Source organism: Psychroserpens mesophilus (assembly GCF_000826645.1).
GTDB lineage: Bacteria > Bacteroidota > Bacteroidia > Flavobacteriales > Flavobacteriaceae > Psychroserpens > Psychroserpens mesophilus.
In genome coordinates, this window is the sequence record NZ_JXJP01000010.1 from 1 (window position 1) to 26,812 (window position 26,812).

At 29.3% G+C, this 26,812-nt stretch carries 37 protein-coding genes; all 37 read left to right on the forward strand.

Annotation, left to right across the window (positions count from 1 at the left end):
* Positions 1-868 (forward strand): DUF922 domain-containing protein (locus TD18_RS10010; protein WP_040252074.1); only part of this gene is annotated, 868 nt, incomplete at its 5' end.
* 157 nt (positions 869-1,025) lie between these two features.
* Complete coding sequence (locus TD18_RS10015; RefSeq protein WP_040252076.1) at positions 1,026-1,538, forward strand: hypothetical protein; 513 nt, start codon at positions 1,026-1,028, stop codon at positions 1,536-1,538.
* A gap of 197 nt (positions 1,539-1,735) precedes the next feature.
* Positions 1,736-2,479 (forward strand): LamG domain-containing protein, encoded by a 744-nt coding sequence (locus TD18_RS10020; RefSeq protein ID WP_040252078.1) that lies wholly within the window; start codon positions 1,736-1,738, stop codon positions 2,477-2,479.
* Positions 2,480-2,641: 162 nt separating this feature from the next.
* Positions 2,642-3,172 (forward strand): hypothetical protein, encoded by a 531-nt coding sequence (locus tag TD18_RS10025; RefSeq protein ID WP_040252081.1) that lies wholly within the window; start codon positions 2,642-2,644, stop codon positions 3,170-3,172.
* Between the two features lie 203 nt (positions 3,173-3,375).
* Positions 3,376-5,022 carry a serine hydrolase domain-containing protein gene (locus TD18_RS10030; protein WP_040252084.1) on the forward strand — a complete coding sequence of 549 codons (1,647 nt, stop codon included), beginning with the start codon at positions 3,376-3,378 and terminating at the stop codon, positions 5,020-5,022.
* A gap of 230 nt (positions 5,023-5,252) precedes the next feature.
* Positions 5,253-5,717 carry a hypothetical protein gene (locus tag TD18_RS10035; protein WP_152611357.1) on the forward strand — a complete coding sequence of 155 codons (465 nt, stop codon included), beginning with the start codon at positions 5,253-5,255 and terminating at the stop codon, positions 5,715-5,717.
* Between the two features lie 213 nt (positions 5,718-5,930).
* Positions 5,931-6,188: an HNH endonuclease gene (locus TD18_RS17200; RefSeq protein WP_040252088.1), complete on the forward strand. Its 258-nt coding sequence runs from the start codon at positions 5,931-5,933 to the stop codon at positions 6,186-6,188.
* Positions 6,189-6,244: 56 nt separating this feature from the next.
* A complete protein-coding gene (locus TD18_RS10045) occupies positions 6,245-6,628 on the forward strand; it encodes a hypothetical protein (RefSeq protein ID WP_040252091.1) in 384 nt (127 codons plus the stop codon).
* Between the two features lie 169 nt (positions 6,629-6,797).
* On the forward strand, positions 6,798-7,262 hold the full coding sequence (locus tag TD18_RS10050) for a hypothetical protein (RefSeq protein ID WP_040252094.1): 465 nt from the start codon (positions 6,798-6,800) through the stop codon (positions 7,260-7,262).
* A 482-nt stretch (positions 7,263-7,744) separates the two neighbouring features.
* Positions 7,745-7,879, forward strand: a complete 135-nt coding sequence (locus TD18_RS17525; protein WP_262501209.1) for a hypothetical protein — start codon at positions 7,745-7,747, stop codon at positions 7,877-7,879.
* Between the two features lie 175 nt (positions 7,880-8,054).
* Positions 8,055-8,279: a hypothetical protein gene (locus tag TD18_RS10060; RefSeq protein ID WP_040252099.1), complete on the forward strand. Its 225-nt coding sequence runs from the start codon at positions 8,055-8,057 to the stop codon at positions 8,277-8,279.
* Between the two features lie 3 nt (positions 8,280-8,282).
* Positions 8,283-9,680 (forward strand): SLC5/6 family protein, encoded by a 1,398-nt coding sequence (locus tag TD18_RS10065; RefSeq protein WP_040252102.1) that lies wholly within the window; start codon positions 8,283-8,285, stop codon positions 9,678-9,680.
* Positions 9,659-10,084, forward strand: a complete 426-nt coding sequence (locus tag TD18_RS10070) for a hypothetical protein (protein ID WP_040252104.1) — start codon at positions 9,659-9,661, stop codon at positions 10,082-10,084. Before TD18_RS10065 ends, TD18_RS10070 begins: the two co-directional genes overlap by 22 nt.
* Positions 10,084-10,638: a class I SAM-dependent methyltransferase gene (locus tag TD18_RS10075; protein WP_040252106.1), complete on the forward strand. Its 555-nt coding sequence runs from the start codon at positions 10,084-10,086 to the stop codon at positions 10,636-10,638. Before TD18_RS10070 ends, TD18_RS10075 begins: the two co-directional genes overlap by 1 nt.
* A 670-nt stretch (positions 10,639-11,308) precedes the next feature.
* Positions 11,309-11,914, forward strand: a complete 606-nt coding sequence (locus TD18_RS10080) for a hypothetical protein (RefSeq protein WP_040252109.1) — start codon at positions 11,309-11,311, stop codon at positions 11,912-11,914.
* 190 nt (positions 11,915-12,104) lie between these two features.
* Positions 12,105-12,551 carry a hypothetical protein gene (locus TD18_RS10085; RefSeq protein WP_040252114.1) on the forward strand — a complete coding sequence of 149 codons (447 nt, stop codon included), beginning with the start codon at positions 12,105-12,107 and terminating at the stop codon, positions 12,549-12,551.
* A gap of 146 nt (positions 12,552-12,697) precedes the next feature.
* Positions 12,698-13,465 carry a hypothetical protein gene (locus tag TD18_RS10090; protein WP_040252117.1) on the forward strand — a complete coding sequence of 256 codons (768 nt, stop codon included), beginning with the start codon at positions 12,698-12,700 and terminating at the stop codon, positions 13,463-13,465.
* Between the two features lie 218 nt (positions 13,466-13,683).
* Complete coding sequence (locus TD18_RS10095) at positions 13,684-14,010, forward strand: hypothetical protein (RefSeq protein ID WP_040252120.1); 327 nt, start codon at positions 13,684-13,686, stop codon at positions 14,008-14,010.
* A gap of 2 nt (positions 14,011-14,012) precedes the next feature.
* Positions 14,013-14,213: a hypothetical protein gene (locus TD18_RS10100; protein ID WP_040252123.1), complete on the forward strand. Its 201-nt coding sequence runs from the start codon at positions 14,013-14,015 to the stop codon at positions 14,211-14,213.
* Between the two features lie 182 nt (positions 14,214-14,395).
* Complete coding sequence (locus tag TD18_RS10105; RefSeq protein WP_040252125.1) at positions 14,396-15,073, forward strand: hypothetical protein; 678 nt, start codon at positions 14,396-14,398, stop codon at positions 15,071-15,073.
* Positions 15,074-15,215: 142 nt separating this feature from the next.
* A complete protein-coding gene (locus tag TD18_RS10110; protein ID WP_040252128.1) occupies positions 15,216-15,698 on the forward strand; it encodes a hypothetical protein in 483 nt (160 codons plus the stop codon).
* Positions 15,699-15,863: 165 nt separating this feature from the next.
* Positions 15,864-16,550 carry a DUF6090 family protein gene (locus TD18_RS16700; RefSeq protein ID WP_052461125.1) on the forward strand — a complete coding sequence of 229 codons (687 nt, stop codon included), beginning with the start codon at positions 15,864-15,866 and terminating at the stop codon, positions 16,548-16,550.
* A 151-nt stretch (positions 16,551-16,701) separates the two neighbouring features.
* Complete coding sequence (locus TD18_RS10120) at positions 16,702-17,106, forward strand: hypothetical protein (protein ID WP_040252132.1); 405 nt, start codon at positions 16,702-16,704, stop codon at positions 17,104-17,106.
* A 145-nt stretch (positions 17,107-17,251) separates the two neighbouring features.
* On the forward strand, positions 17,252-17,794 hold the full coding sequence (locus TD18_RS16705) for an STM3941 family protein (RefSeq protein WP_052461126.1): 543 nt from the start codon (positions 17,252-17,254) through the stop codon (positions 17,792-17,794).
* A gap of 123 nt (positions 17,795-17,917) precedes the next feature.
* Complete coding sequence (locus TD18_RS10130; protein ID WP_040252139.1) at positions 17,918-18,349, forward strand: hypothetical protein; 432 nt, start codon at positions 17,918-17,920, stop codon at positions 18,347-18,349.
* A 37-nt stretch (positions 18,350-18,386) separates the two neighbouring features.
* Complete coding sequence (locus tag TD18_RS10135) at positions 18,387-18,821, forward strand: hypothetical protein (RefSeq protein WP_040252141.1); 435 nt, start codon at positions 18,387-18,389, stop codon at positions 18,819-18,821.
* 152 nt (positions 18,822-18,973) lie between these two features.
* Positions 18,974-19,783 (forward strand): hypothetical protein, encoded by an 810-nt coding sequence (locus tag TD18_RS10140; protein ID WP_040252144.1) that lies wholly within the window; start codon positions 18,974-18,976, stop codon positions 19,781-19,783.
* A 167-nt stretch (positions 19,784-19,950) separates the two neighbouring features.
* The gene (locus TD18_RS10145) at positions 19,951-20,682 is read left to right on the forward strand and encodes an ankyrin repeat domain-containing protein (protein ID WP_084205902.1); all 732 of its coding nucleotides are present in this window, start codon (positions 19,951-19,953) and stop codon (positions 20,680-20,682) included.
* A 154-nt stretch (positions 20,683-20,836) separates the two neighbouring features.
* Positions 20,837-21,112: a hypothetical protein gene (locus TD18_RS10150; RefSeq protein WP_040252153.1), complete on the forward strand. Its 276-nt coding sequence runs from the start codon at positions 20,837-20,839 to the stop codon at positions 21,110-21,112.
* 14 nt (positions 21,113-21,126) lie between these two features.
* Positions 21,127-21,507: a DUF2750 domain-containing protein gene (locus tag TD18_RS10155; protein ID WP_040252155.1), complete on the forward strand. Its 381-nt coding sequence runs from the start codon at positions 21,127-21,129 to the stop codon at positions 21,505-21,507.
* 155 nt (positions 21,508-21,662) lie between these two features.
* Entirely contained in the window at positions 21,663-22,085 is a 423-nt protein-coding gene (locus tag TD18_RS10160) for a hypothetical protein (protein ID WP_152611358.1), read from the forward strand.
* Between the two features lie 158 nt (positions 22,086-22,243).
* A complete protein-coding gene (locus TD18_RS10165) occupies positions 22,244-22,873 on the forward strand; it encodes a hypothetical protein (RefSeq protein WP_040252159.1) in 630 nt (209 codons plus the stop codon).
* Positions 22,874-23,030: 157 nt separating this feature from the next.
* Positions 23,031-23,597 carry a hypothetical protein gene (locus tag TD18_RS10170; protein WP_040252162.1) on the forward strand — a complete coding sequence of 189 codons (567 nt, stop codon included), beginning with the start codon at positions 23,031-23,033 and terminating at the stop codon, positions 23,595-23,597.
* 264 nt (positions 23,598-23,861) lie between these two features.
* The gene (locus TD18_RS16710) at positions 23,862-24,491 is read left to right on the forward strand and encodes a hypothetical protein (protein ID WP_052461127.1); all 630 of its coding nucleotides are present in this window, start codon (positions 23,862-23,864) and stop codon (positions 24,489-24,491) included.
* A gap of 157 nt (positions 24,492-24,648) precedes the next feature.
* Positions 24,649-25,233, forward strand: coding sequence for a hypothetical protein (locus TD18_RS16715; protein WP_052461128.1), 585 nt, complete (start codon positions 24,649-24,651; stop codon positions 25,231-25,233).
* Between the two features lie 151 nt (positions 25,234-25,384).
* On the forward strand, positions 25,385-25,960 hold the full coding sequence (locus TD18_RS10185; protein ID WP_040252164.1) for a hypothetical protein: 576 nt from the start codon (positions 25,385-25,387) through the stop codon (positions 25,958-25,960).
* Positions 25,953-26,540: a hypothetical protein gene (locus tag TD18_RS10190; protein ID WP_052461129.1), complete on the forward strand. Its 588-nt coding sequence runs from the start codon at positions 25,953-25,955 to the stop codon at positions 26,538-26,540. Before TD18_RS10185 ends, TD18_RS10190 begins: the two co-directional genes overlap by 8 nt.
* The last annotated feature ends 272 nt before the right edge of the window (positions 26,541-26,812 follow it).

A 26,812-nucleotide genomic window follows, 5' to 3' on the forward strand; every position in this document is an offset into this window, starting at 1 on the left:
TATTTCAGGACTAGACATTCCTGAAATGAAATTTTTCAAACAAATTATTGTATTTATCTCAATTTGGTTAATACTACCTACAATGATGGTAGCTCTAAATATTCCTTATAAAAATTTATTCATAATTGTTACACCTATAATTTTTTCTATTTATAATCTTATACAAGGTTTAAATCAAGAAGATTCTGAATTGTCTAAAAAATCTTTTGTTATTTCATTATTGTTTGTTCTTATTGCAATTAAAATTGAATACCATTTTTATAATTGGCTGATTCATATGATTCTGATTTTTTTAGGCGTTTATATATTCAAACCATTTAAAAATCTATTAGTCGAAAAATTAAATTTCTTAGGGACAATTCTAATATGCATTAATTTATTATTGTTAATAACATCTAATAATTGGATATTAAACCAACTAAATCATGAAAAAAAACCTTGGTCCACAAATCTAGAATGGACTGATTTTCATGCGACACCAGAAGAAAATTCTAAATTAGATGCGATAATCTCAACTGGTGTTAAATATAAAATTAACAAAGTGTTCAATTATCCAAATACGGTCATATCAGCATATATGATTCCTAACGAATCATGGAATAAAGAAATTAGTGATGATAACGCAAAAAAAGAACTATTAAATCATGAAAAAGGACATTTTAATATTGTTGAAGCACATATTAGATTTATACAAGACAGTCTAGATAAAACTTGGGGAAAGAGTTCTGATAAAATTGAAAAAGTAATTTATTACTATTTAGAACAAAAAAGAAATGCTCAAGATAAATATGATTCAATAACTGAACATGGTTCAATTCTTTTGAAACAGCGTGAATGGGACACTTTAATAGAAAAATGGTTGGAATAAATAACGTTGTACAACAACGTGTATAACTAATTGCTTGGTCTGTGCTTACTCGGAAAATTCTCCGAATTTTCCTCTGGTTCGTTTTCTTTTACTAAATTAGTTCTCGCCAACGCAACTAGCCATAACACGAACACGTTGTACGTAAGCTGAACAAACTATGAGTTTTAGTTATAAAGAATTTCCTAAAGATGTTTTTGATTCATTTTCACCTTTGATTGAAAAACATAACTTGTCTAAAACATTTAAGGGAGATTATTTTGTTCAACTTACAGGAAAAAAAGTAGTTCTTCAATTTGAATTTGACAGAGGAGATTTATTTTGTGAAATTAAAAAGAAAGGTGACGATTTTAAATTTGCTTTGTGGCAAGTTTATGAGTTTTTATTTCCTGTCAGTCAAAAAAAGAATGAATCAAAAGATTATCCGAAAGCTGATTTAAAATTCTACTGTGAATTACTAAACAATGAAATGGAATCGATTATGCTCGGAGATTTTAGTTGGTATAACGAACTGAAAAAAGAGATTGAATATGAAAGTAGTCTAATAGCTGTGATTTATGGACCTGAAATGGATTATGAGCATCCAATCAGTCAAAAATTTTGGAAAGGAGATAAAAGTTGGAAATCTGACATGGAGGATTTCATAAAACAAAAAGGAATAAAATTAAAATAAAAGCCTACGTACAACAACGTGTATAATTAATTACTGCTGATTTACCTAACGGAAAATCCTTGAAATTAATTAACTTAGTACCTAATCGGAAAATGACTCATGTCCTTTTCCGTAACTAATCATCACACGAACACGTTGTGCACAATGTCAGAAACGCAACCAAATCAACATTTATACATCTATAAAAAAAACACACGATGAATAATATATTAAAAACAAGTCTTTTACTTTCAATTTTATTTTTTTTCGGATGTAATAATTCTAATGAACAGAATGATATTCAGCAACTAGATTGTTTATCATCTGGTTTGCAAAATGGAGTTGTTGCTTTCTACCCTTTTAATAATGGATCGATAAATGATGAATCTGGAAATAGCAATAATTTAATCAATACAACATCTGCAAGTGCAACTGCTGATAGAAATGGAAATATGAATTGTGCATTTAGTTTTATTTCATCAAATAATGAATTTTTAAAATTCACCAACCCAACATTTTTAGATGATTTACCAGCAAATGGGATTTCAATTTCATTTTGGTATAAATCGAATAACCAAGACAATGGTGTATTCATTAGTAGAGATGAGGGGCCTCAATGCTGGAACAGAGAAGGTCAATGGTCAATACAACACGTTAATAATGTTATTATATTTAGTATAAATGAAGATAATTCTATTATATATGGTGTAGAAACTTCAACTTGGGAACATATTGTTATTAAAGCGATTGGTAATGATTTAGAGTTATATAAAAATGGAATATTGTCAGCAACAGGTGGAAGTGATATCGAATGTGATCCTCCAAATCCTACATTGAATCAAGGCGATTTGTTTTTTGGAAAATTCTTTGATGGTCAAATGGATGACATAATAATTTATGATCGTCTTTTGTCTCAAACTGAAATAACTGAATTATTTACTTTAAGTCCGTGTTGTAATTAAAAAACACAGTGCACAACAACGTGTAATAATTAATTGCTAGTTCTGTTTGTACTCGGAAAATCCTACGGATTTCCCTCAGTTTCGTTTTCTTTTGCTAACTTAGTCCTAGCCATAGCAACTAATCATACACGAAGACGTTGTACAAAAGTTTAGAGAAACAAAGTGAAAAATACAATATTCATATTTCTGATTTTAATACTTTCTTGTGATCAAAACAAAAAAACTCAGAAAACCGAAATTAATGAAAAATCAGAATTAAATTCTCAAGAATTTGATTATGTAATCCTTGATTATCAACCAAAATGGTATTGGATTTTTAAAGATGCCCAACAATCTGAACTTACTCAATCGGAATTAAATGAAATTGAGGAAATTTTAAAAGTAATGATTAAAGAGAATAATGACATCCAAAAAAAAAGATTAGCTGAACATAATAAAACTTATCCAGAACATCCATGGACTGAAACACGTTATGAATTAAAATTAGAAGGATATAAAAGACAATATGTTCCAATAATAAATAAGAATGGACAAAAGATAGTTTGGATTAATTTCTTATGTGATGATTTTGGAACAGATGATTGGAAAAATCAATTATTTGAAGTTGAGGATGGCGGTAATTGCTATTATAATGTAAAAATCAACCTAAATAGGAAAGAATATTATGAATTAGGAATAAATGGTAGTGCATAAAACCATTGTACAACAACGTGTATAATTAATTACTGCTGATTTCCCTATCGGAAAATCCTTGAAATTAATTAACTTTAGTGCTTATCGGAAAACGACCAACATCCTTTTCCGTAACTAATCATTACACGAACACGTTAGCCATAATAAAAACACCAACTGTAACAACCGAAAATTTATTCAGTCCTTACAATTAAAGAAATTAAATGAACATAACACGAACTCTAGTTATATTACTTACAATACTGCCAACATTTGGATTTTGCCAAAATTTAGATGCCCAAATAGACAAAATTTATCAAGTAGAAGATAACACACCTGGTTACTCTATTATAATCACTAAAGGCAAAGAAATTTTGATAGAAAAACAATATGGAATTTCTAATTTGGATTATGACATACCAATAACAAATAAAACAGTTTTCGACATTGGTTCAATTGCTAAACAATTTACTGCTTACGCAATACTATTACTAGAAGAACAAGGTAAATTATCAATTAAAGAACCTGCCTATAAATACATCAAAAATCTACCTCGTTACCAAAAGGGAAATCCAACCATTGAGCAATTATTGAATCAAACAAGTGGCATTAAAGAAGTCGATGGCATTGCGGGAATTGCGGATTTAGGCAGAAATGATTTACTTACTCAATCCCAAATGATGAATTTTATTACAAAAACGACATCATTAAATTTCGAACCCGGCGAGTACTTTCAATACACCAATTCAAACTACATTTTACTTGCTGATATTATAACCAAAGTTTCTGGGAAATCTTTTGCGGATTTTATGCAAGAAGATGTTTTCGAACCATTTGGAATGGAAAATACAATAAAGAAATCAAGCACTTACACTATTATTAAAAATAGAGCAATTGGATATATAGAAGATGAAGGCAATTTCTATAAAACACACTTACACGCCTTTATTTACAATGGAGACGGGCAAGTACTTACCACCCCAGAAGATATGTTTAAGTGGCTTTTAGGTTTACAGAAAGTGAAAAACCAATACCCTGAATTGTATAAAAAAATGCACACCAAAGCCAAGTTAAATAATGGTAATATTCTCGATTATGGTTTAGGCGTAGAATTTGAAACTCATAATAACTATCAAGCATTTGGTTTTGACGGAATGATATTAGGTGGCTTTGTATCCAAGTATCTTTATTTTCCAGAATTAGATATGATGTTTTTCACTACGCAAAATACGTTTGATTCAGATTTTGAAGAACAATTTTTTCAGTTAGTTAACTTATACATTCCGAACAATAATTTTAATAATAAATCGAAAAATAGCGAAAGTGAGAAAAAAGTAAAGCTTTCAAAAAAAGAGCTAAAATTGTACGAAGGAAACTATCTTTTTGCAGGTAGCGATGTCGAGACTATCAAAATGAACACAATACAACTTAACAAAGATGAGCTTACTGTACTTACGACTGATGGAGAAGAAATAACAAGATTAAAGCCTATCGGAAATCATCAATTTATGTTTAATGATAATCTAGTTGTATTTGACTTAAGACTTGATAGAAAGAGTTATAAATACTATGATTCTGAAAACGAATTACCTTGGCTATTTAAAGAATACAATCCTACTACTTACAACGAAAAGCAATTAAAAGAATTTGAAGGACAATACTTTAATGCAGATTTTCAAATCAGTAAAAAAATCAAACTAATAGACGGTAAACTTTTTGTTTTTAGCAGAAATGGTGCTTGGAAAAATGAAATAGAACCACTTTGCAAAGATGCTTTTGACTATTCATCAGACGTAATGACCTTCATAAGAGATGACAATAAAAAAATAACTGGTTTGAAAATTATGGGAATTGAATTTGAAAAAGTATAATTACTATGGCTAACAATGTGTATAATTCATGCTCACATTTTTCTTCAATTTAAATTCATATATTTAATCATCTGATTTGCATCGACTGAAAATCTATCGATTCTCATTCGCACAAATCATACACAAAAACGTTACCAACAAGCGGAAAAAAAATGTGCCAATTCAACTTTTTAGTCACAAAAGAGAAATTAAATCCTTCCGGTATTAAAGAAATTGCATCTGAATTTAAATTGAATTACGCAGAATACAAATTGGATATAAAGAATTCTGACCAAATTCAGACTTTCTTAACGACAACTAAAGATTGTGATTGTGGATCTGTTTTAGGAAAAAAATACTCGGATGATTCAACTGAACCTGATTGGAAAAAAGAAAAGAAAAAACTCGAAAGAAAACGATTCTCAAAACGTCGAATTGAATTGCTCTTGGAACAAAAACTAAAGGAATTTAAAGAAAGGAACTCAGATGAATTAAAAGCGGAACAGAAAGAGTCTAAAAACTGGACTGAATTTCTAAATGACAAGCGGCTGAAAAATAAAATAAACGAAATCGGAATTTTATTTCACCAATTTTCTGGAGAATTACAAAATGAGGAGATTAAAATTGAAAGTCAAAAAACAATCTCAGTGGATAAAATAGACACTGATTTTTTAAAGAATATTAAGGAAAACGAACTGAATTGGATTAAAATATGAATAAAAAGCCAGTTGGTAACAACGTGTAAACGCAATAACTACTGAATTCCCTATCGGAAATTCAGCCTTTTTAACTAAATTAGTTGCGTCAGTGGAAAAATATTAACTCATTTTTCCGTTACTGACGCTTACACGAACACGTTATGTACAAGCTCTGAAAAATTTGCTCTATTCAAAATCATACTGAAAATCAAAAATTGAATTCTAGCTTTTATGAGTTTTGAAATAATAGTCATAGCAATAATTGGAATTGGTGTTTGGATTTTTAAAGAAATAAAATTCGACATCAAGAGAAAACATCGTCGTGATTATTATCGTAATGTTTATTTGAAATCAGACGCATGGAAACGCAAGAGATATGTAGTTCTTAAACGAGATAATTGGAAATGTGTATATTGTGGAAAACCAGCAACTCAAGTTCATCATAAAAGATATGCAAGAAAAAATATTGGAAAAGAACCAATAAAATAGTTAGTTTCAATATGTAAGCTTTGTCATGACAAGCAACATAAATAAAAATATAGAACATGAAAACATTACTTATTTTGATTTTTGCAATTTCTGCTTTTGGTTTTACATCTTTTGATGAAAATGAGAATTGTAAAGAATATTTTAGCGGAAAATGGAAATATGAAAAATTTGATGTGGAGTATATTTATGTAGAAAGGACGCTGAAAAAGCAATATGAATACATGGAAAATGGAAAATATTTTTATGAATTTGATATTGAATGGATTAATGATTGCAAATATGAATTAACATATAAAGGTACAACGAGTCCAAATTCCGCTGCTGCAAAAATTGGAGAAAAGTTTACAATCGAAATCACAAAAATTAATGATTCATTGACTGAGTACAAAACTGTTTTTAGAGATTTAGAAGAGACTGGGAAAATGATTAAAATGAAGTAATACTTTAAAAAGCCAGTACATAACAACGTGTATAATTAATTACTTCTGATTTACCTGTCGGAAAATCCTTGAAATTAATTAACTTAGTAACTTATCGGAAAATGACTAACGTCCTTTCCCGTAACTAATCATTACACGAACACGTTGTAGCACATTTAAAAAAAACAAAATGACCAAATCAAAATTACTTTTAAATCGACTCTTAATTCTGATATTTATACTTACAAACTCTGGGATTCAAGCTCAGAATCTTTTTAATGAAAAATTTGAAGGTTGTAATACGGATAGATTCGGAACGGAACAAGATTCCATTAAAGTAAGACCTACCGAAAAAGATATTGTTTACGTTCTCGAAAACAATCTGAATAAAGAAAGTATAAAAAAAATAAGAGGTCTTATAAGTTTTCAAATCATAGTCGATTTGGACGGGAAATCTTGCCTTGTAAGCGTTGACAATGAAACGAATATTTCAACAACAAAATTAAATTTAAAAGAAATAATCGACCAAAATCTTATTTGGCAAAAACCAACTGAAAAAACTTCTGTTATTGTTGCTATAAAGTTTCATAGAAAAAAAGTTGAAAAGAAAAGGATTGGAATGAATCGAAAAAAAGGATTTTATCCAATTGAATAAAAAAACGTGCCACAACAATGTGTATAATTCATGCTAACACACGAACTTCAATTTAAAATCTTATATTTAAACAACTGATTTGCTACATCTGAAAATCCTGCGGATTCTCAGCCGCACAAATCATACACAACAACGTTGGGTTTAATACTGCCAGACTTTCTGATCTTCCCAGGTTTATTGCTATCAAAGCGAGTTGTATATAAATGTTCATATCAATAAAAGCATTACGGGATAGACTAAAGTCGGAATTTGGACTTCCAAGCTTTCGATTGAAATCGTTTGAGAGTTCTACTCTCATATACGAATTTTATTCGCATAAAGCTTGAGCGAAGTTATAGAATATTTTCGATAAAGTCAAGTCGATAATGGAAAATTAATCATTTATTGCTCTGAAAGAATACTATTTAACAACTCACGTTGCTAACTTTTAAAATAACGCTATTATATCTTATGATATACAACATAATTTTAAAACCATAAACATGGAAAGAACAAGTTATGTAGCGTCTGTTGTACTGCGTAATTTCAGAAATTCTAAAAAAGGAATTTCTATTAAGGATATTCCAAAGGAAATCTACAAATTACTAAACCCAACGGCGTATATAGAAAATAGCTAGTGTTTTAAATGAATAATATTTTTCGTTTCTTTATAAAATGTAAACAGGCATCAATAAGGAGTAGTAATTTAATCGCTACTTTCCATATACGCCACAGTTAGGTGCAATGCTGAAAAAACACTTTGGCACAACTATTGGATAATTTTGCATATATTAGAATTTTAAATTTAACCCAATGAAAAAAGTAACTAAATTAAAAATAAAAGACATCACACCAGATAAACACAAATGTGTTATAGGTGCTTGTCCAACAATTATTGAAACGAATAAAGACACCTACATAATAATTGGCAGTATTGTTGAAAGTGATATTTTAAAAAAACTAAGTTTGGAAAAAAAAGTTGGTGTAAATGAAATAGCAATTGAAGTTCCAAAGAGTTTAATAAATATTAAATCATAAATAATGCTAACAGCATCAATACTAATATCGTTGGTTTTTCTTGTAATAGGTTTTTATTATAAAAGAAGCATTAAAGATCTATCTCAATTTTTTTATTATAAGGAAACTAATAATAAGAGAAAATTAATTTTTAGTCTTACAGCTGCAAATCTAACATTAGGAACAGGTTTAGTATATTTAGCTGCTGGTGGATTTTCAAATGGCCTTATTTTTTTTCTAATTCCTCTCTGTATATTTATTGGCTACTTATTGCTAAATAAGTTTTTAAAATACGTAAAGTTTTCATCTAATAGTAACTACTTTGATTTTATTGATAATGAAATTGGTGACAAATCAAAATTTAAGTTTTTAATTACTCTAATATTGATTGTTACATTTTTGTTTGTTCTTTCATACGAGATTTTTGCAAGTTCAAGTATTTTAACACCTTTATTATTCGACACAAATGATATACTTTATCAAATACTTGTTGCCATTGTTTTAATTTTAGTGTCTCTTATATATGCTACATCTTCTGGTATGAAAGGCGTTATAAAAAGTGACATATTACAACTCTGCTTGATTTTATTAGCATTATTATTTCTGATTTTTGGAAATCAGAAGATAGATTTTACTGATTTAGATATTTACAGCAAATTCAAGTTTAATGGACCTATAATTTTAACCACCATATTAGCAGGAATTAATGCAATCTCAACTCAATTCTATAGCATCCTCAATCACGGAGTAATTACAAATGCAGAACCTCAAGATAGAGCTTCAATATTAAAAAAAGTAGGCATTTTTTCTGGTTTAATTTTATCTCTTTTCATCCTTTTTGGACTAATTCTTCCAAATGATGCGAATATTTCTGATTTTACTGTTTTGTTAAAAGAATCTTACAGTAAAAGTTCATTGGTTTTTATTGGAATAGGTTTTCTTTCTATAATATACAGTACATTAGATAGCTTATTAGTAATAATATCAATGTTCACTTATAAAAACATTTTGAACAAGGATATTATAAACACAAATAAAAAAGATTTAAATAACGTCAAAGCAATTATATCTTTTTGTTTTATACTTATTTTATTTCCATTAGGTTGGTTTTTCTTCAACAAACCAAGTTTATTCTATTTACTTTTAGGCATAGGCTCTGGAATAACAGTTGTAGTTCCTTTGATTATACTTTCCGGGTTTCTACTCAAGAATAGCAAAATCAAAGCTTTAAGAAATGCGTATATATATCCATTTTTCATCTTTTTCATCACTGCACATCTCGTGTACATATATTTAATGAAGAATGAAGAATTGGCTAAATATTTATCTTACATTAGTTACATATTCTTTGCTATATCGTCAATTTATGCTCTAATAATTGCATTCTTAATAAATAAAAAATGGAAAAAACAGAAACTATAGAAGTTAGTGTAAATATATTTCTAATATTTTTAGGCATCTTTCTAATGCTTTTAAATTTAGTTTTCTACCATCTGTTTAAAAACGTAAAACAATGCTCAAATGATTTACATACCAGAGTTTCTAAGATTCCCACACCTAGAACTGGTAATGATAGGAAACTAACTTTAAAATATTTTCAGAAGAAAATCAAAACATACAATAATATAATTGTATTCTTTAGTCAATTTTATGGACCTGCTGGTATCACATCTGGTTTAGTATTAATTATTACATGCATTTTGAATTACAATAAAAAAGTTGATTTTGGTTATGAAACAATAATTGGTTTGTTTATTCTTCAAATTATAGGACTTGTATTTGCATATTTTTATATATATAAATACAAAATTAAACCTTGTCTTTAATGTGTTTAAAATCAAATATTAAAATCAAATATTTAAGAGAAAGATTCTTTAATTCAAAACTGAAAGAATTGTCTGGGAATATACTAGAACTAGGTTTCGGAAATGGTCAAAATTTTCAATTTTATCCTAGTAATTGTAATATCACTGCTATTGATTCAAAAATATATTATACTCAAGAATTTAACAATATAGAAATTAAACAATACACAATAGACAATATACTTCCATTTGAAAATCAAGTATTTGACTATATTGTGTTTTCTTTCTTTATGTGCTCTATTAAAAACCAAAAATCAATAATTAAAGAAATACATCGTGTTTTAAAAAAACAGGGAAGAATTGTTTATTTAGAGCATATTACTTCTGATATGAGATTCTATAGATTTATTCAAAAACTTCTAGTTCCAGTCACAACATTATTCTTTAATAAATGTTCTCTTTTTAATAAATTTTCTTACTCTCTAAAAAGCACTTTTAAATTAGAGACAAAAGTATATATTCCGAATAGTATTGAACCTTATGAATTTGGAATTTGGATAAAGCACAGCACCTAACAGTGTGTAAAGTTAATTTCTACTTCTCTATTCCATCGGAATAATAATTACAAAAACTTTAGTACATTTACTTAAGAAACATTTCGTTGAGTTTAGCATTGCGTTTTGTTTCCAAACGGAATTTTCGCCAAAAAAGGCTCAGCCTAACGCCAAAACGCAAGGCTAAAATCCCGCAACAAACCTTACACAAACACGTTACCAACCATAGTGCAAAAATCATCAGAGTTACATCCTTTAAACTTGAGTTACTAATACAAAGTTTTTAAGGTTTAATAAAATTCATCCGAATTATCCTTTTTTTGAGAACTAAACGCTTTGGCGTTCTGATTCGTTCTTTTCAAAAAAAGGCGTTTGTGGTTTTCCTAAGTGCAACCTAAATGCAATTGTAGTCTTTTCTTTTCTGCCATTGTAGCGGAATCTTGGGTTTGTTAACTTAAGTCTGTGAATCGCATTCTGATTCGGTTGCTGTCTGTGTTTGCTTTTTTCTGTGATTACCAAAAACCTGTCATGCACTACAGTAGGTAACACTGTATATAATTCATGCTTACATCTATACTTCAATTAAAAATTTATATATTTAACAATATGATTCGCAACGACTGAAAATCTATCGATTCTCAATCGCACAAATCATACACCAAAACGTTGGCAGTAAGTTGAACAGACATCGATGAAAAAAATAACACTTCTCCTTTTTTTGGTAATTACATTTTCTTGTAAAAAAGAGAATGATCCATTTTTTATGTATGGATTATTAAATTCGGAGTTCGATAATTCTAGTCAAATACTTAAAATTCAAATTGAAGAAAGTCTGCTAAATGACAAACTGATTAATGATGAATCCGCAAAAAAATATCATAGTTTGACAACAGAATACATAAACTATTTAGATAAAACTTACTCAGAATTAATTAGTAGTTCTAACATACAGAAAGATGAAAATTACGATATAGAATTTTCAAAAAAAGAATATATAAATGAACTATTCTTTACTGAAAACGAATACTCTAAAAAAGGAAATGAATTCATTTCTAAAATGAATAATTATAGAATTGGAATTTTAGAGTTAATTAATGATGAAAATTTAACTAAACGAGTTAATCTTACATTGAACACAAATAATATTCAAGATCATGAAGGAAAAAAAATTAAATATCTGAATTACATATACGAAGATAAGCCATTAATAAGTGTTTTAACTTATATGAAAAGTAAAGAAAAATCTATTTTGGAATTTGAAAGTGACTTCTTGAAAAATAGAAAGTTGAATGAATAAAACCAACTGCCAACAACGTGTATAATTCATGCTTTAATTAAACTTCAATTTAAAATCTTATATTTAAGCATCTGATTTGCTACATCTGAAAATCCTGCGGATTCTCAGCCGCACAAATCATACACAATCACGTTGTACGCAATGGATGAACACATCGCTAAACTAATTTAGGTATAAGTAAATAAAATTTATGAATGACAATTTTAATTATTGGATTTATGGTTTAACCATATTATTCGGATTTCTAACTTGGCTTGGAATAAAGCTTATTAAGCAAGCTTATAAAGACAATGAAAAAATAAAAAAATATGAGTTTCAAAATCGAACTTCTGGTGGAGTTGTAGAATATGAATCTTACGAAAAGGCAAAAGAACATCGAATTTCAAAAAAAACACAAGGTTGTCTATTTCGGTTTGGATTTATTTTCACAATATTCATTGGAATTGCTTTTGTTATATTTCTTTTTGTAAGTGGATTTTTAATATATCAAGGAAATAAAGGTTTATTTAAAGAAGAGGACAAAAACAGCCCTTTCTATGAATCGAGAGTTGAATCGGAGAGAAATTTGGAAAATTGGAAAAAAGAAAGAGAGGCAAAAAAAGATAGCTTGGAAAAATTGAAAAGTGGAAAAGAATAAACCACAGCGTACAACAACGTGTATAATTCATGCTCCACTTCTACTTCAATTTAAAATCTTATATTTAGACAACTGATTTGCTACAATTGAAATCCTAAGGATCTTCAATCGCACAAATCATACACAATCACGTTGCCACCAATACAATGAAACATCTGCTAATATTAGTTTTTACATTCAAAAGTCTTTGCTTATTTGCCCAATCTGAAAAAAATCAAAAGGCAAAAGATACAGTCAATGTTTTGAATAATGTCTACGAGCAATTTTCTGACTTAAGATTAGAAACTGATAGTATTAAATTGAAAATAGATTTTAACTCGATAACAAAATTAGAATTTGAAACTTACGAAGAGCTTTACGAACGGAAAGTCGATACGATTGCCAAATTAATTTCACGTACCGAAAATAGTTTCCAAATTCGAGCTTCAGACACAATATTTGAATTTTCTACAAGAGCAGATAGAACTTTTTGGTACCAAGGATTTTATCCGAGATTAAACAGCTATTTAGTAGGAGTTTCAGGTGCTGGAATTTGCGAAATGTTTTTTATTGACAAAAATTCTGCCAATGGTCTTTTAATGCCCGAATTTTATGATAGCGGTTGCAACCAACCTATGATATCGCCAGATAATAGATTTTTAATGACATACGGAACTTGTCCTGAAGGCAATTTTTGTTTTGACTATTATGACCACATTTCAACAATTTTAATCATTGATTTGAAACACGTCGAATCAATAATGGACTTGAAAACGTTCAGGTTTTCTGGAATAAACGACTTTGTTATTGAGAACCTTTTTTGGATAGGGACTGATGAGATTGTTTTAAAGGTGTTTGATGAAATTGCCTTTGATAACAATGGACAAGACTATAAAAAGAATATCAGATACTTAAAAGGAAAAATAGAATGGTAAAAGTACTGGTGGCAACAACGTATATAGCTCATAGCTAATTAGTTGCTTAATCGAAGTTAAAGCATATTTGGAAGTCCGCCAAATTTTTTAATTTGGCTTATTGAAAAGAAAAGGTAATAAGAAAATTAAAAAATTCGGCTCGTGCTCAACCGAAAATTTATCGCTAATTTGCACGCTACGAGCCATATACAAAACCGTTACCTGCAAGCTGAAAACCGATGAAAACAGAAGAATTAGTAAAAGCATTTTACACCGAAAAACAGGATTTACTAAAAGAATATTTATCTGAAAATGCCGAAACTGAAGTTGGACAATTAATCAAATCACTCAATCTGACTAAAGATCAAAGTGTAGTAATTGAAAAAATTATGAATTCTACTTTGACTGATGTTTTTTACACTATCCTTTTGGGTTTAGACGGTTGTGCCTCGATTGGTGGAATACAAGAAATGTATGAACTGAAAGACGAAAACGGAAATCAGTTAAATGGAGAAATAGAAGGTTATGCTTATGAATATTTTTACGAACAAAAAACAAAAGAGTAAGAATGAGTTTATATGTATTTAACGAACTAAAATTGAAAGCAGGAGAACTGATTTACATTATGAATGAAAAAGGAGAAGGAATCTCTGGAATCTATGAAAATGAATATAATTCATCAAATGGAACATTTAGATTTAGTAATCATTCGAATGGACAAACAGAAATGATAGAAATTGATAAACTTCAACTTCTGAAAAGATATTAAGAAAATCAAAATAACGAGCGAATAAAAAGCCTGCAGGTAACAACGTGTATAATTAATTACTGCTGATTTACCTATCGGAAAATCCTTGAAATTAATTAACTTAGTAACTAATCGGAAAACGACTCGCGTCCTTTCCCGTAACTAATCATTACACGAACACGTTAGCCATAATTAAAAGAACATTGAAAGCAACCATCATATTTCTGTTTCTGACATTAGTAAGTTGTAAAGAAAATAAGCAGAATTTAAATCATCTTTCGGGTAAAAATGAATCTGAAAATATTTCAATTACACTACCTGAATTAGAAAACTGGAAAGAAATGTATTCAAATGAAATCGTTAAAAATAGATTTGATGAGAATACAACCAATGATACTGAAATCTTAGGTGTTTATTTAGGTAATCAAATTTCTGAACGAATAGATAGTATCGAAACTATGGATTTTGACGATTATGCCATGTTCTTTAAAATAAAAAAAGAGCAAAAACGAAAAATAAAAAACAGTGACTTGGAAAGGATTTTTAATATTCAAGTAGATAAATCATCTATTGAAGTTTTAGATTTAGAATATGTAATAAATTACGCTCACTCTGACACTACATTAATTAAAACAGAAAAACCTTATCTATTGTATGTATTTCAAAATCATGAAAACGTTTATTCGGCAATAAAACTAATTAAACCATTTAAAGATGATCATAAAGATATTTCGATATATGTATATAATCTAATTAATATTGATAATCACCTCATACATTCTGGATATTATATGAATTTTGATGGATTAAAATCTTTCCAAAAAGTCAAAGATAATAATGAGAAAATTATATCCGAATTTATAAAAGTCAATTCAAAGTAACTATGGCTAACAACGTGTATAATTAATTACTACTGATTTCCCTAGCGGAAAATCCTCGAAATTAATTAACTTAGTAACTTATCGGAAAACGACTAACATCCTTTACCGTAACTAATCATCACACGAACACGTTGTGTGTAATATGAGAAAAACAATCTTTACACTTTTAACTTTAGCTCTATTAACATGTTCAGAAAATATTCCAACTGAATTTGATGGATATTGGATTATTTCGGCAATGGAATATAAAGGAGAACCAATTTATCCTGAAACTATTACTGATAAATTTGAAGCAAATATTGTTGTTAGCGGATTTGAAAATGCAGAAAATATAAGATTTATAAATTCTGAACAAGCAGCTTATTTACCAGGATTTAAAGGTGATAGAATTCTAGTTGATTTTGTTACGGATCTAAATAAAATTGAATTTAAGTTACATGAAGGTTTGGATTATGAACCCAAACAGTATGAATTAACTAAGCGGATTTTTTTACGAAATTATATAATCAAAAATGGAAATGAAGAAGGTGAATTGATTTTTGAATCGGATTCTACGGTTATAAAATTAATTAGTCAAAAGATATTATTTGAAAAGCAAATTGATAAAGTTTTCGACGGGTTATAATACTACACACAACAACGTGTATAACTAATTGCTCGGTCTGTGTGTACTCGGAAAATCCTAGCGGATTTTCCTAATGGTTAGTTTCTTTTTGCTAACTTAGTTCTCGCCAACGCAACTAGCCATAACACGAACACGTTGTGCTTCATTATAACCAACCGCTAACCAATGATAAAATTCTTCAGAAAAATTAGACAAAATTTACTTTCCGAAGGCAAGACTGGAAAGTATATTAAATATGCAATTGGAGAAATTATTCTTGTAGTTATTGGAATATTGATTGCACTTCAGATTAACAATTGGAATGAATCTAGGAAACAATCCTCAACTGAAAGGGAATTTATTACAAGTTTAAAAAATGACTTGAAAGAAGATAAAGCTTTTATTGAAAGAGTAATAGAACTTAATGAACCGAGAATAGAAGCATATGAAATCTTAAATAGCAACTTACAAAATCTCTATAATAATGATAGAAAATCTTTAGATTCTTTATTCAAGATTTATTTCAGAAGTCAACGGACATTTTATCCTATATCTGGCTCTTATGAATCTGCTGTATCTGGCAATCAAATAACTGTTTTCCGAAATAAGGAATTAGTTCAAAAAGTAGTCAAATTATATAATTCAACTTATGATAGATTGATTGATAACGGTCAGATTTTAGACGAAAGATGGGCTTTTTTAAGTAAGAAATATAGTTACGAAAGAAGAACTGGAAAATTTCGTGAAATGGAACCCGAACAATTGACTGAATTTCTTGATGACGTTTATCATCATTTCAAGCAAATGAAATGGTATTTAGAATCGTTAAAATTGGCAACTATGGAAATTGACAAAATAAATACAGAAAAATAACGAAAGCACAACACCGTGTATAATTAATTACTGCTGATTTACCTAGCGGAAAATCCCTTGAAATTAATTAACTTAGTAACTTATCGGAAAACGACTAACGCCCTTTTCCGTAACTAATCATTACACGAACACGTTGTACGCAAGCTGAAAAATGAGCAAAACGATAGACGAAATAGTTAACCGACTGAAAAAATATCCCGAAGCGGAATATGAATTAAATGCGGAATCAATAACTGTGAATCCAAAAAACGATAACGGATTTCCAGTTACGCTGACTGATAATGGAAACGAAAATTTTACTGTTGCATTTGACTTTTGGCACGAAGAATTTGATAATGAAATTGACGCTCTGAATTGCTTTGCATTCGGACTTTCCAAAGATTGTCGGCTGAAATTGACAAAAAAAGGAAATCGACCAATAAAATGGACTGTGGAATCCAATCACAACGGAAAATGGATTGAGGACAGCACGACAGGATTAATAAACTTATCGTTTTGGAAAAAATCGGAATTTCAATTTTTGCAAAATGATTTAATAAAAAATATTGCGGAATAAAAGCCAGCGTACAACAACGTGTATAATCAATTGCTTGATTATCGCCTACTTGGAAATTCCTTCGGAATTTCCTCTGGTTCGTTTTTGTTTGTTAACTTAGTCCTAGCCAACGCAACTAACCATACACAAACACGTTGGGCACAATATGAACAATCAATCTGAAAATATCACATTCAAACTCAACAAATTAAAAATTTTCTTAACCACTTTAGGTTCAATGATATTCGTTTTAGCAGGCTTTGGAATGTTATACTCAAGTGGATTAGAATTTAATTTCAATACTTTGTTTATACAAACAATCGGATTGGTAGCTATTATTTTTTTTGGAATGACAGGTGTTTTCGGATTCATCAAATTATTCGATAAAAATCCTGGATTAATAATTAATCATGAAGGAATTTACGATAATTCAAGTGCAATTGGAGGTCAATTGATAAAATGGAAAGATATTACTGATTATGATTTATCTCTTATTAATCAAAATAGTTTCTTACACATTTTCGTCAATAATCCACAAGAATATATATCTAAGGCAAATTGGTTTAAAAGATTTTGGATGAGATTAAATAAGAGATTTTATGGTACTCCATTGAATGTGTCTCCAAATTTTATTAAAGGTGATTTGGTTGATTTAGCAAAAGCAATTAGAAATGAATCAAATAAATACAATGCCCAACAACGTGTATAATTCATGCTTTAATTAAACTTCAATTTAAAATCTTATATTTAAGCATATGATTTGCTACATCTGAAAATCCTGCGGATTCTCAGCCGCACAAATCATACACAAAACCGTTAGCACAAATAACTCATGAGCATTAACATATTAGAAATAGAAAGCTATTCAGAGAAGTTTGCTAATGCAATATTAACTCATGGAGAAGAAGTTTTAAAAGCTAAGGTTTGGGACGAATCCAAAGATTTAAAAACAAGTATTGAAAAAAAGCTAAACTTAATTGTTGAAATGAATTATGATGAACTTATTTCTATTAAAATACTTGATAACTATAAAGATGAAGATTCAATAATAAAAGCTAAAGACAAAAATTATATAATTCGTGGAAAAATCATACAGTTTGTAGAACTTAAAAATGATATTTGGATTGATCTTTATTTACAAAAAGGAGCTGAGTTTATATCTATTTTAAAATCTCAAACAAAAGGTAAAGAAGTGCTCGTTGAACAAGGATTAGAAATAGAAGTAACAAATCTAATGTTCTTTCCTTCAAAAAATCAATACTAATTAAATTCAAACAACTTTTAAATAAATAGAAAATTACATGAAAATCATCTATACATTATTCTTCTCAGTTTGCTTTATTTTATCTTGTCAACAAAATCAAAAAGAATCAATAAATGGAGTTTGGCATTACGTAGATAAAAATCCACCTAAGCCTACTTTGAATAAAATGACGGAAATATCTGAAAACGGAGAGGTAAAAACTATTAATCTAGAAAAAGAATATGATAAAATGGATGAACTTCATTTTTTTCTAACTTTTAAAAACGATTCCTTAACTCAAAATAAATTTGGTCTCAAATTGAAAACTGAATTCTATGTTAAAGAAAATCTTATATACTTAAATAAAAAACCATTCTTCAAGTTGATTAAACTAACCGAAAAAGAATTAATTATAGAGAGAGTTGATAGCGGAAATCAAACAAAATATAACAAAGTAGAATCAGGTTCACCATTATTAAAATTAGCGGAATAAAAAACTTGTGCTAACAACGTGTATAATTCATGCTCTACTTCTACTTCATTGGAAAATTCATATCTTTAACTATATGATTTGCCTCGACTGAAAATCTACGGATTTCCAATCGCACAAATCATACACGAACACGTTGGCAAACATTTAAACTAATGATTGAAAAAACAAAGCAGTTAATTAACTTCATTAAAGAATGGTTTTGGGCTTTACCTACCTGGAAAAGAGCTGTTTTTACATCAATAGCTGGAGCTTTAGGAGGATCTTCAGTCATTGGGTTTTTCAATAAATATGCCCTTTACTATCATGCTTTATGTCAAAATTTCAGAATTCCAGTTGAAGGAGTTGAATATTTAAATCTAGCAGTAACTTTGGTCTCTTTTGCCTTTATACTTACGTCAATTTTAGGCTCGATTTTAATCTATGCGTTGATAAATTTAATTGCTGATTTTTTTGCTAAAAGATTGGCAGGTAAAAAAGAAAATGAAGAAAAAACTACTAGACTAAAAAAAATCATCGTTTATATTCAAGCATCTCTTCCTGTATTTTACATAGCTTCCATTTTGATAAAATTGTATTATAAAGATAAGGAACTTGAACAATCTATAACTATAGTTATATTAATTTCAATATTACTTATAACATCAGTTGGATTAATTTTTTCACAAAGAAAAAAATCATCTAGAAAAACATTTAGTCTAGTTATAGTTGCTGGAGGAATACTCTTAATTATAGCATCTTTATTCAATCAGCGTGTATATTCATCTTTTTTGATGAAAATAAAATATGGAGGTCATATTCCCATAGAAATTGAATATAGAAAAGCTGACAATACAGAAACCAAAATTGAAGGATTGTTACTTATTAGAACCAGTAAAAGCATTACGTTAAAAAGTATTAATTCCAATAATACTTCTGAAATTCCTATTGATAGAGTTTCAAAAATTGTATTTATAAATAAGTAATAATAAAAACGTTAGCCAACAACGTGTAAAGTTAATTGCTTTTTACGCGCTTACTTGCGAAAATTCCTGCGGAATTTTCTCGGGTTCGTAAAAGTTTGCTAATTTAGTTGCTTAACCACGCAACTAACCATACACAAAAACGTTACCACACATTTGAGTCGAACTTTATGAATAGAATAATAATTATCTTAACTATGGCATTTTCTCTATTTGGATGTAATAAAAAAGAAAAGGTTGACAATCTAACTTTTCAACAATATGTCGCTTCTGGAAACTACTCTGAAACTAAAAAACAACTTTCTTACGGAATTGACCCAAATAATATTATTAATAATGGAGTTACACCATTAATGACAGCTTCTTTAAATGACCAAGTTGAAATAATTGAATTACTTTATCAGTATAAAGCTGATATAAATGCTCAATCTGAAAAAGGTTGGACTGCTGTTTTATATGCAGCCGAAAATGGAAATTTGAAATCACTTAAAAAACTAACCGAACTTGGAGCAAATATAAACTTGACTTTGACTGGTGGAGAAAATGCAGTAATTCAAGCTTGTTTTAGAAATCATCCTGAATGTGCAAAGTTTCTAATAGATTCTGGAGCGAAAATTGGAATTCCAACAGAAATTGGTTTAACAGAACTAATCGTTGCTTCGGATTTAGGGAATTTGGAACTTGTCAAAATGCTATATGATAAATTTGATAATGTGAATTCTATAAATAAATATGGGGAAACTGCTTTAATAAGAGCGAGTTTAAGAGGACACAGAGAAGTAACGGAATTTTTAATACAAAAAGGAGCTGATAAAAACATAAAAGACCAATCAGGAAAAAATGCAATTGATTGGGCTAATGAAAATGAGCATTTTGAAATAAAAAGAATATTAAACGAATAAAAACGTGTGGTAACAACGTGTAAACGCAATAACTACTGAATTCCCTATCGGAAATTCAGCCTTTTTAACTAAATTAGTTGCGTCAGTGGAAAAATAATAACATATTTTCCCGTTACTGACGCTTACACGAACACGTTAGCTCTAATTATCAGAAATGAACTATTTAAAAATACAATGGGATGACTTTTCCTTCGATGAGAAATGGGGAAAATCCATTTGGTATATAGAAATTGGAGAGGACAATTACATTAAGCGTCAATTGGAAGTCTATGAGAATTCTAATAGAATTAAATTTGACGAAGATCATTGGTGTGATTCTTATGGTAGCCTAGGAGATCAACCAATCAAGATTTCAGAATTAAATTCCATTAAAATAACAGCAGAAGAATTTGAATCTGAATGGAAAACTAAAGCATTGAATAGAGATTAAAATTTTTGAAATAAATGAATATCAAAAAAATTGAAAATGTCCTCAAGCAAAGCGCACAAGACCGATACGGTTACCTCATAAGGAAAGTTGCTGATTTCCAAACGATTTTTACCATTTGTGACAGGTCTGGAGGATTAATTACGATTGGAGATAATAAAGTCAAATGCATTCCTTTTTGGCCAGAAAAAGAATTTGCAGAATTACATTTGACTCATGGATGGAGTAATTATAAGGTTAAAGCATTCAATCTAAATGATTTTCTGACTTGGCTTAATAAACTTCAAAGTGATAATTACAGCATTGCAGGATTTCCTAATGGTAAACTTAATGCTGTTGTTGTTTCGCCAGATGAAATAAAGAATCACTTAATTTATGAATGTCGCAAATACGAGTAATAACTAGAGCTAACAACGTGTATAATTAATTACTTCTGATTTCCCTAGCGGAAAATCCTTGAAATTAATTAACTTAGTGTTTATCGGAAAACGACTAACGCCCTTTTCCGTAACTAATCATTACACGAACACGTTGTATGCAATTTAAGAAACCAATGAAAAAACTGATTATAATTTTATTAATTATAGCATTTCAGCCATCATTTTCGCAAAATGAAAATAAATCTGAATTTGAAATTATTGGAAAATGGAAATCTGAAGATGATACTGGATTTGGATATTTTACTTTTAAAAAAGATGGCTCAACCATAATTGAAACTCAAGACCGAATTCTTGGAGGAGAGAATTTTGAACAGAATGGAATGAAATTCAGTTTGGAATACAAAATAGTATCTGAAAAGAAACCAATTGAGCTCGATTTGACTTTTACGGAATTAAAAAGTGGACGCAAATTGGTTTGGCCTTGTATAATAAAGTTTAATAATAGAAATGAAATATTATTAGCAAGAGGAACAAATGGAAAAAGACCTGATAACTTTATCACATCTGATTATGCTATTTTCAAACGAATTGAATAAAAAACTGCATACAACAATGTATAACCGCAATTACGGCGGATTCGACTACGTCCGAATCCACTCGGAATTGCGAGCGTCAGTGCTTAATCGAAAAATAGTAATTTAAAACCCGTAACTGACGGTTATACGAGACCGTTGTACGTAATTACACAGTCTTAATGAAGAATCCTTTTTATATTTTTATTTTACTTATAACTTTTAATTTATCAAGTCAAGAAATTACTTATCATAGAGTCAAAGAAGATATCAAATCTGTTACAATTACTCCTCATGATAATGGAACTATTACAATGTACAAGATTACTGGATTGTTTGATAATGCAAATGAGATAATATATCTGGATACCATAAATAATTATAAAGTATTTGTTCCAAAATGGTTAGAATTACAAGAAACAAATAACTTATTTAATTTTGGTTCAACTATTCCTAGAAAAAATGGAGTTGATAATGCTATATGTATAAATTCTGCACCAAAAAATAACTTTGCTTCTTTTACTGATTTCAAGAATCTAATCATTGAAAATCCAGATTATTTAAATGAAAATGATACATCATGGATTATGAAAGGATCCAAACTAATTTCTTATGAAAAAGAGGTTTTTCAAAATCATAATTCATATAAAGTAAGACTAATCAGAAATGATAAAAGTTACCTAGGTCAATTTATTATAATTGAAACTAAAAAATCATACTTATGGATTAACTTTATAGCTGATGAATTAACTTACGAATCTGATATAGAAAAGTTTGGCGAATTTATTAAAACGTTAGAAGTTTTGAATTAAAACTACGTACAACAACGTGTAAACTCAATAACTACTGAATTCCCTATCGGAAATTCAGCCTTTTTAATTAAATTAGTTGCGTCAGTGGAAAAATATCAACATATTTTCCCGTTACTGACGCTTACACGAACACGTTACAAGCAAGCTAAACCAAACAATGAGCGAAAGTATATTATTTGAGATTTTAAAGAAATCAAAGGAGAACAAAGAAATTATCGGAATTTGGAAATATAACGACGATGATGGATTTTGGGCTGGATACGTAAAAGACTATAATGAAGAATTGGTTACAATTCAACACTTTACTAAATACGGAAAATCAGACGGAATTATAATTGAGCGAATTGAAAATATAAAAAGTGTTGATTTTGACGATGATTACGCAAAAGCAATGCAATGTCTGATTGACTATTCATCGGAATTGGATAAAGACGAAAAATTCGAATTGAATTTAAACGACGACGAGGAATGGCAAACTGGAATATTAAAACAACTTGAAGGAACTGACCGAATTGCTCGCTTGGAAATTAATGGTTCAGACTATTTTTCTGGATTCATTACCAAACTATCTGAATCAGATTTGATTCTGCATTGCGTTGGTAAAATGGGAGAAGACGAAGGAACAGTCATTTATCGGATTGAGGATGTGACAGCAGTAAGAGTAAATGATATTGAAAATCGGAAAAGAGTAATGTTGTTCAAATGGAGAAAAGCCAGCTTGTAACAACGTGTATAACTAATTGCTCGGTCTGTGTGTACTCGGAAAATCCTATCGGATTTCCCTAATGGTTCGTTCCTTTTTACTAACTTAGTTCCTGCCAACGCAACTAGCCATAACACGAACACGTTAGCCTTCATTAAAACCAACCACTAAATAAATGATAAAATTCTTTAGAAAAATAAGATACGACCTTATGGAAAAAAATAAAATAGGAAAGTATGTAAAGTATGCTATTGGTGAAATTATTTTGGTAATGATAGGTATTCTTTGGCTCTACAAATTAATAATTGGAATAACAACAGAATAGAACGCAAACTTGAATCGAATATATTAAGTGAAATTCAAGTAAATCTTGAAAAGGATGTTATTAACCTTACTTCAAAGATTGATTTTAATGAAAATCAAATAAAACATAATACAGTAATTTTGGAACATTTAGTTCGGAAAACACCATTAACTGATTCGTTAAGATTTTCTTATGCAAGATTATCAGGTAGAGGCACATTTGAACCAATAACTGTTGCCTATGAAAACCTAAAATCTAAAGGGATTGACATTATTCACAATGACTCGCTTAGAATTGCCATTTCAGAATTATACGATTTCAAGTATTTTTATGTCACTGAAGATTTAAGAATGGATTATGAGCCAATAAAGAATTTGCATATGAGTGAAATCTACAAGAATGTCAAGTCAGTATTCAGCGATGGCAAAAATCAAAGACTGTCAGAACCTGTGAACCTATCGGAAGCACAGAATAATATTTACTTTCAAGAAGCATTAAAACGAGCTATTGCGTTCTATAATTGGATGAACTATAATTATGATAGAGCAATAAAAGAGAATAAGGATGTTCAGGAACGAATTAAAGCCGAATTAGGTCAAAGAGAGAAATAACGAAAGGCTAACAACGTATATAATTTATTGCTAGTTCTAGCCTACTTACGAAAATCCTTGCGGATTTTCTATTCATTTTTTATTTGCTAAATTAGGTGTTTAAAACACGCAACAAACCATATACAAACACGTTGTAGCACATTATCGGAATAATCTAATGAATGAGAGAAATTATAAAATTGCTAGACTTTATGTGCTTAGTTTAATTTTGATTATTAGCTATTACTTTCTAGATAATTCTGAGACTATCACCGAATTGATTGAAAATAATCGAGAAGGTCGTGATAGCGGAATTATTATGTTCGTTTTCTCTGCAATTATCAAATATGGATCTTTAGTAATCGGATTAGGGATTTTTATTTTTTTAAGCTTTTTCATAATTAAAGAAAAGCTAGCTCCACGCTCGATCTCAAAACGCAATTTAACGCTATTAGTATCTCATGATTTTGGTCAAGTTGAGAAAACAATTTCAAAAAAAGCAACAAATAAAATTATACGAAATACTATGAATTCTATCAATTGGAATGAATTTCACATTGTGCAATTGGAAAATGAAAATGGAAACAAAGCCTTACACGTAAGCGGAAATTTAAGTGATGACGGATTAGCTTCTGGATTTGTGACAGAAGATGACCATATTTTATTGGTAAAACCATTACAAACGGTTGACCAAATGACTGAAATTCTTCTTGACTTTTTGAAAGGCGAAGAAATTTGGCGGAATAAATATGAATATAAATAACGTGCTACAACAACGTGTATAATTCATGCTTTCATTCTACTTCAATTTAAATTTAATATATTTAACTATATGATTCGCAACGACTGAAAATCTATCGATTCTCAATCGCACTAATCATACACAAACTCGTTGTGCGTAAGCTGAAAAAAATATGGTACCAATTCAAGAACAAGGAGAAAAAAGTGGAATAGGTTATTCCTATGAACAGTTTTTAAAACGGTTTATTGAAATTTGCGAAAAGCATTTAAGCGATAATCGAGCGAAATCTTTTGCGTTTATATTTTACGAATTTCACAATCAGCAAATACGCGATATTTTTAAAAATCGTGGTGGTTTTGCCAGATTAGACAGACTTTCCGGAAAAGATTTGTCTGTTTTCTATATTGACTCTGAGAACAAAAGACTTGTCGAAGAATTTAACCAAATATTTTTAGGAGCATTTGAAATACAAGATAAAACAACTTTACCTTGTGTTGTATTTTTCAAAATGGAAGATAGCGATGTTGAAGATGTTCAAATAGTTGAACTATCTGAACCAGACAGAATGTTTGCATTTGAAGAATTATTTTCATCAATCGAAGATTATTTAAAAGACAGCCAAAAAATTATTACGCCAAAAAGAAATATACTACCAGAATTAGTTAAAAAAGCAAAAAAAATTGGAGTGGAACAACTGATGAAAGTAATAATACAGCAAGGTCTAAAAAAAGCTCTCGATATTGATTAATAAACATCTCATCATTAAAACTGAACAAACCGAATGGGATTTTGGAAATGAAATTCTTTACAAAATGTGTCAACAGAATTTTGAACACAAACGGATTGACAAAATTGTTGGTAAAGTAATCTTAATTGGAAGAGCATACGCAGCCGCAATTGAGAGGCGGAAAAATAAAACAGAAGAAAACGACAACTTTTATATCGACAAAGTTGCACCAATGATTAAAAACTCAAAATTGGACGATTATATCGGTCAATTAAAATTGGAATCTGAAGTGAACGAAAAAAATATTGCAGATATTCTAAAACTTCACTTTTATTTAACCGAATTGATTAAAGAAATTACCGAACAGAATAAACGTTCTTTTTCCTCAAAATATTTACATTTCCATTTACCAAATCTGTTCTTTATTTACGACACAAGAGCAGTAAAGGCAATCCGACTATTGAAAACAAAATTGCCGAGAAAGCATAAAACGGAATTGGACGCTAATGGAATTGATAAGGAGTATGCAACATTTTTTTTACAAATGCTACGAACAGAAAAAATTACTGGAAAAGGAATACAGCGGAATGTTATCGATTAGACATTTTGACAACATTTTAATGAAAGTTGTGGAATTGAGAGCGGAAAAGCCTACGCACAACAATGTATATAAAACATAGCTATTATAGGCTTTCCAAGAGGTTTTTGCCTATTTGCTATGACCGCCAAATTTTTAAATTTGGCTTTTTGAGAAATTTAAGATAAAAAGAAAAATTTAAAAATTCGGCTCGTGTATAATCCGAAAAGTTAGCGTCTATTTACACGCTACGTTTCATATACGAGACCGTTACCACCAATTTTGACCCGTCCTGA